Annotated in this window: 7 protein-coding genes; 1 reads left to right on the top strand and 6 read right to left on the bottom strand. The window is 56.5% G+C overall.

The window, feature by feature from the left end:
- From Q0K17_RS11205 to ftsE, 3 genes are all read right to left on the bottom strand, one after another.
- Positions 1-470, bottom strand: a 470-nt coding sequence (locus tag Q0K17_RS11205) for a hypothetical protein (protein ID WP_294542990.1), incomplete at its 3' end; no start/stop codon positions are given.
- 26 nt (positions 471-496) lie between these two features.
- Positions 497-1402 carry a permease-like cell division protein FtsX gene (gene ftsX, locus Q0K17_RS11210; protein WP_294542991.1) on the bottom strand — a complete coding sequence of 302 codons (906 nt, stop codon included), beginning with the start codon at positions 1400-1402 and terminating at the stop codon, positions 497-499.
- Positions 1403-1414: 12 nt separating this feature from the next.
- A complete protein-coding gene (gene ftsE / locus Q0K17_RS11215; protein ID WP_294542992.1) occupies positions 1415-2164 on the bottom strand; it encodes a cell division ATP-binding protein FtsE in 750 nt (249 codons plus the stop codon).
- Positions 2165-2227: 63 nt separating this feature from the next.
- Here ftsE and Q0K17_RS11220 point away from each other — a divergent pair, with 63 nt between their 5' ends.
- Positions 2228-2449, top strand: a complete 222-nt coding sequence (locus Q0K17_RS11220; RefSeq protein ID WP_294542993.1) for a hypothetical protein — start codon at positions 2228-2230, stop codon at positions 2447-2449.
- 3 nt (positions 2450-2452) lie between these two features.
- Here the strand turns inward: Q0K17_RS11220 and Q0K17_RS11225 are convergent, their stop codons facing one another.
- The 3 genes from Q0K17_RS11225 to Q0K17_RS11235 all read right to left on the bottom strand — a co-directional run.
- Positions 2453-3538 (bottom strand): helix-turn-helix domain-containing protein, encoded by a 1086-nt coding sequence (locus tag Q0K17_RS11225; protein ID WP_294542994.1) that lies wholly within the window; start codon positions 3536-3538, stop codon positions 2453-2455.
- Between the two features lie 291 nt (positions 3539-3829).
- Positions 3830-4450, bottom strand: coding sequence for a sugar transferase (locus tag Q0K17_RS11230; RefSeq protein WP_294542995.1), 621 nt, complete (start codon positions 4448-4450; stop codon positions 3830-3832).
- Positions 4440-5518 (bottom strand): UDP-N-acetylglucosamine 4,6-dehydratase family protein (locus Q0K17_RS11235; RefSeq protein WP_294542996.1); only part of this gene is annotated, 1079 nt, incomplete at its 5' end. The genes Q0K17_RS11230 and Q0K17_RS11235, both read right to left, overlap by 11 nt.

The raw sequence follows: 5518 nt of genomic DNA on the forward strand, positions 1-5518 counted from the left end.
AACAGGTTGGTGGCATTGGACAGAATGTCGATGCCGCCGCTGTAATGGAGCATCTGCATGCTGCTCATGCGCTCCTTGAAGCCATCCCAGCGGGCGTCAAACTCCGCCTGCTTCTGGTCCACTTCCTCCTGCTTGGCAGTGATGGCGTCCTCGGTCTCACCAATCTTGGTCTTGATATCATCCAGCTTGTTGGAGATCTGTTTCACTTCCTGCTTCAGTTCGGTGTTCTTGGCTTCCAGCTGTTCTTTCTGGTCCTGGGCATTTTCCAGGTTTTCCTGGTTGGCCGACTGCTGGTTTTTAATGTCTTCCAATTCCTGCTGGAGCTGATTTTTCTTGTCTTCCAGCTCCTTCTGTTTGTCGTCGGCGTAAGCCGGCGTGGCCGCCTGGAAAACCAGGGCCGTGGCCATCACCAGGGTGAGGGCCACGGTGGCAGCCTGACGGATGTGTTTTTTCACTGCAAGAGAGATCATGTTTTGGAATTCCTCCACCGTAGGGGTCAGACGTTCAGGTGTTTGCGGATGCTGGTGGCGGTACCGATACCGCACATGACGAAGCCAAAGGCCACAAAGCCGATGACGATGTAATACCACACACTTTCCAGCGGGACCAGGGTGCCGCCCAGCAGGTTGGACAGGTTGGACGGGTTTTCCAGGTACCAGCGGTAGAGGGCATAATAGGCGCTGCAGACCACGCCGGAAGAAACAGCCGCGGAGATCAGACCGGAGGTAACGCCCTCCACAAAGAAGGGAAACCGGATAAAGCCGTTGGTGGCACCCACCAGCTTCATGATGCCGATCTCCTTGCGGCGGGCAAAGACGGTCAGGCGGATGGTGTTGTTGATCACCACGATGCTGACCAGGGCCAGCACCGCCACCAGGCCATAGCTGACGTAGTTGACCACCCGCTGGATAGAGACAAAGAGCTTGGACAGTTCCCGGGTGGCGCTGACGCTTTCCACATTCTCAATGACCCGGAGCTGTTCAATGATGGCGTCGATGTTGGAAACATCATCCACCACCACCTTGTACATGGAGTGGAAGGGGTTGTCCTCCGAGAAGGTGTCCATCAGGTTGGTGTAGTTCTGGAGCATGCCGTCAAACTCTGTCAGCACGTCGGTGGGCGATATATAGGTGACCGAAACCACCCCCGGTACCGCCTTGATGGCGTCGCCGGCCGCGGTGATCTGCTCATCGGACAGACCGTCCACCAAGTAGACATAGCTTTCATTCTGTTCGCCGATATAGTCCACCATGGCGTCGATGTTCATGCCGAACAGCAGCGCCGCGCCCACCAGGATCATGCAGACGATCTGCACGCCCATGGAGGCAAAGGTCATCAGGCGGTTGGCCCGCATATTGTGCAGGCCCTGCCCCACCAGATAAGTAAAACTGGAAAAACGCATCATCTAGCCCCCTTACAGATAAGTCGGTTCCATGCCCATTTCCCGCATGCGGGCTTTATACTCTTCGGCCACTTCCGGGTGGGAAGTATCCGAGGCAACCTGCCCGTGGGCCAGGGTGATGACACGGTTGTTGTACTTTTTGGCCAGTTTCTGCACCAGTTCGTGTTCATGGGTGACCACCACCACGGTGATATGTACCTTGTTGATGGCCTCGAACAGCTGCATGATGTCCATGCTCATTTCGGGGTCGATGTTGCCGGTGGGCTCGTCGGCAATGATGAGTTTGGGGCCGTGGGCCAGAGCACGGGCCACCGCCACACGCTGCTGCTCACCGCCGGAAAGCTCGTCGGGCAGACGATCCATCTTGTCTTCCAGACCCACCAGGCTCAGGGCAAAGGGGACCCGGTTCTTGATGACCTTGGTGGAAATATTGGTCACGCGCATGGCAAAAGCCACGTTTTCATACACGGTCATGGTGGGGATCAGGCGGAAGTCCTGGAACACCACACCCATCTGGCGGCGCATGTAGGGCACCTTGCGGCGGCGCAGCTTGGTCAGGTCCTGGCCGTTGATGAAGACCTTGCCCTCGGTGGGCTTTTCTTCCATGAGCATGAGCTTGAGGAAGGTGGATTTGCCCGCGCCGGAGTGGCCCAGGATAAAGACGAATTCCCCTTCTTCGATCTGGATATTGATATCTTCGAGGGCGACGTTCTCGTCGCTCTGCGTTTCATACACTTTGGATACGTGTTCAAATTGAATCATGGCATTCTCCTGCGCTTCTCGACACTTCCCTGCCCCAAAACGGGCAGAACGATACAGATACTAATGTACCATGAATCCCTGCCTGCGTCAAGATTGCCGCAGGCGGACTTCTCTTGTACAAACGTGATTTTCGCGGTACAGACCGGCAGTTGTGATAAGTTTGTAAAATTTGGGAAAGGAGCCTTCTTTTATCCTGAACGGATTTTTCGGGCCCGCGTCACAGCAAAAACGGAGCACAAGAAAAAGCGCTCCGATCCAAAGGAGCGGAGCGCCGGAAAGGTATGATTCTCAGTATTTGGCCGGATTTGCGGACAGATACTTCTTGACCATCAGGGCCACCTTGAATACGATGGCATCATCGAACTTGCGCAGATCAAGGCCGGTGAGCTTCTTGATCTTCTCCAGACGGTAAACCAAGGTGTTGCGGTGCACGAACAGGCCGCGGCTGGTTTCGGACACGTTGAGGTTGTTCTCAAAGAAGCGCTGGATGGTGAACAGCGTTTCGGAGTCCAGGCTGTCGATGCTGTCCTGCTTGAAGACTTCATGCAGGAAGGCTTCGCACAGGGTGGTGGGCAGCTGGTAGATCAGGCGGGCAATGCCCAGGTGATCGTAGGAGATGACCTGCTTTTCGGTGTCGAAAACCTTGCCCACTTCCATGGCGATCTGGGCTTCCTTGAAGCTGGCCGCCAGATCCTTGATGTTGCCGATGGGGGTACCGATGCCCACCACGGCTTTAATGTAATGCTCGCCCTGCAGGTTGTCCACGATGGAGGCCGCCAGCTTTTCCATATCCCGGGTGCTGGTGTCGGGGCGGATTTCCTTGACCAGGACGGTATCGCTCTCGCTGATATTGAAGACGAAGTCCTTCTGTTTGTCCGGGAACAGGCCGCTGACCACATCATAGGCGGAAATATCATTGCCGCTGGTGACACGGATGAGCAGGACAACCCGCTGCACATCAGACACAAAATGCAGCTCCCGGGCCTTGGCGTAGATATCGCCGGGCAGGATATTGTCCAGCACCACGTTCTTGATGAAGTTGGTCTTGTCGAACTTCTCGTCGTGGTACTGCTTGATGCTCTGCAGGCTGATGGACAGCAGCGCCGCGAACTGGCTGGCGGTGGTATCGCTGCCCTCCACAAAGACGGCGTAATCGTTGTGCTTGGCGTTGGAGAACTGGTGATAGGCGTAGCCGTCCTTGACAAAGGCGTCCCCCGCCGTCAGCCGGCTGGCCGCAAAGCCTTCCCGCACTTCGCCGATCTGCCCCAGCTCGGAGCAGGAGATCACAGCCCCCGTTTCATCCACCACACCCACAACGCGGTCGATTGCGTCCTTCATCTGGTAGACCACATTTTGGAATACCCTGTTTGCCATAAGCTGCCTCTCCTTACCATTGTGCTGAATGACCAAACCGCCGCATGAATTCCTGCCGGCCACTCTGCCGTTATTTTGACCCAAAGCGACGGGTCCCTGATGTATATTTTACACAATCAACTTGACTTTTGCAACATATTTCAACGAGAATTTCAATATTTTCTTGTGTAGTTTTGTTTTGGCGCCTTTTTTGCCTGTTTTTTCAGGAAAAACAGGAGGCTGTTTTTTCCGTCAAAATGCCAATGTCCGGCCAAAAAGCCGGACATTGCGTAACAAAAACCGCTTGCAGCGTTATTTTTGTTCCTTCTTCTGCTCTTCCATGGCACCGGTACCGCCTTCCACCACGCCGCGGCGTTCAAACACGTAGGTGATGGAACGGAAGAAGATGGCCAGATCCTTGCGGAAGGTGATGTCGGCAGCATATTCGCCATCATAGCGGGCCTTCACGTCAATGGGCAGCTCGTCCCGGCCGTTGACCTGGGCAAGGCCGGTCAGTCCCGGGCGGATATCGTTGGCGTGCACCGCGTCCCGGGCCTCAATGAGATCATACTGGTTGTACAGAGCCGGACGGGGGCCGATGATGCTCATCTGCCCTGCCAGGATGTTGTAGATCTGGGGCAGTTCGTCCAGGCTGGTGCGGCGCAGGAAAGCCCCGCTTCTGGTGATGTAGGAATTGGCGTTTTTAAGTAGATGGGTGGGCACGTCGTGGGGCGTGTCCCCCCGCATGGTGCGGAATTTCAGAATGTTGAAATGGGTCTTGTGGGCCCCCACCCGCCGCTGCTTGAAAAACACCGGGCCCGGGGAGTCGATCTTGATCCAGATGGCCAGAATCGCCATGGGAATGGCCAGCACCACCGCCGCCACCGCCGAGAGAAGCAGATCCAGCAGGCGCTTGATATAATTACGATACATCCTTGCCCTCCTTTTTGCTCTCCATGACGGCCTGTTGCTGGGCCACCGCGTGTTCGATCTCACTCTTGTCAATGATGGACGTATTGCCGTGGGCCGCACTGACGGTATGGTCCTCGTTCAGTTTGCGGTTGGGATGGTACCGCCCCACAATCCGCTGCAGGCCCATGACCACCGCTTCGTCGTTGTGCTCAGCACAGACCTGCAGGTTCTGCAATTCTTCATAGAAATGGGCCAGGTCGATTTCCATGGGCGGCGCGATGAAGATCTTGTTGTGGGCGGTGCTGAGCATCTTGTCCTGCTCGGAATCCAGCATGAGCTCCTCGTACAGCTTTTCGCCGGGGCGCAGGCCGGTGATCTCGATGGGGATATCCACCCCGGGCTCATACCCGTAGAAGCGGATGAGCCGGTTGGCCAGATCCATGATGCGCACCGGCTCGCCCATATCCAGCACATAGATGCTGCCGCTCTTGGCCAGACCGCCGGCCTGCAGCACCAGCTGGGCGGCCTCGGTGATGGTCATGAAATAGCGGACGATGTCCGGGTGGGTGATGGTCACGGGGCCGCCCCGCTTGATCTGTTCTTCAAACAGCGGAATGACGCTGCCGTGGCTGCCCAGCACGTTGCCGAAGCGCACCGCCATGCACTTCATGGTGGTGTTGCTGGCAAAGGTCTGGATGAGCATTTCACAGATGCGCTTGGTGCAGCCCATGACGTTGGTGGGGTTCACCGCCTTGTCGGTGGACAGCTGCACGAACCGCTCCACATCATGCTCGGCGGCGGAGGTCAGCAGATTCTTGGTGCCGAAAACATTGTTCTTTACCGCTTCGGCAGGGCTGGTCTCCATCAGGGGCACATGTTTGTGGGCCGCCGCATGGAAAACCACCGAAGGATGATAGGTTTCAAATACCTCGTCCAGGCGGGCTTTGTCCCGGATGGAGCCGATGAGGGTGATGATGTGGGCGTCGGCGCCGTACTTGTTGCGCAGCTCCATCTCCAGCTCATAGGCGCAGTTTTCGTAGATATCGAAGATCAGCAGCTGGCGGGGGCTGTAGCGCATGATCTGGCGGC

It is taken from the genome of uncultured Gemmiger sp., assembly GCA_944388105.1.
Lineage (GTDB): Bacteria > Bacillota > Clostridia > Oscillospirales > Ruminococcaceae > Gemmiger.

Excerpts from the sequence above, each read along its gene's own strand:
- ftsX (WP_294542991.1), bottom strand. The coding sequence starts at position 1,402 with ATGCGTTTTTCCAGTTTTACTTATCTGGTGGGGCAGGGCCTGCACAAT.
- ftsE (WP_294542992.1), bottom strand. The coding sequence starts at position 2,164 with ATGATTCAATTTGAACACGTATCCAAAGTGTATGAAACGCAGAGCGAC.
- Q0K17_RS11220 (WP_294542993.1), top strand. The coding sequence starts at position 2,228 with ATGTACCATGAATCCCTGCCTGCGTCAAGATTGCCGCAGGCGGACTTC.
- Q0K17_RS11225 (WP_294542994.1), bottom strand. The coding sequence starts at position 3,538 with ATGGCAAACAGGGTATTCCAAAATGTGGTCTACCAGATGAAGGACGCA.
- Q0K17_RS11230 (WP_294542995.1), bottom strand. The coding sequence starts at position 4,450 with ATGTATCGTAATTATATCAAGCGCCTGCTGGATCTGCTTCTCTCGGCG.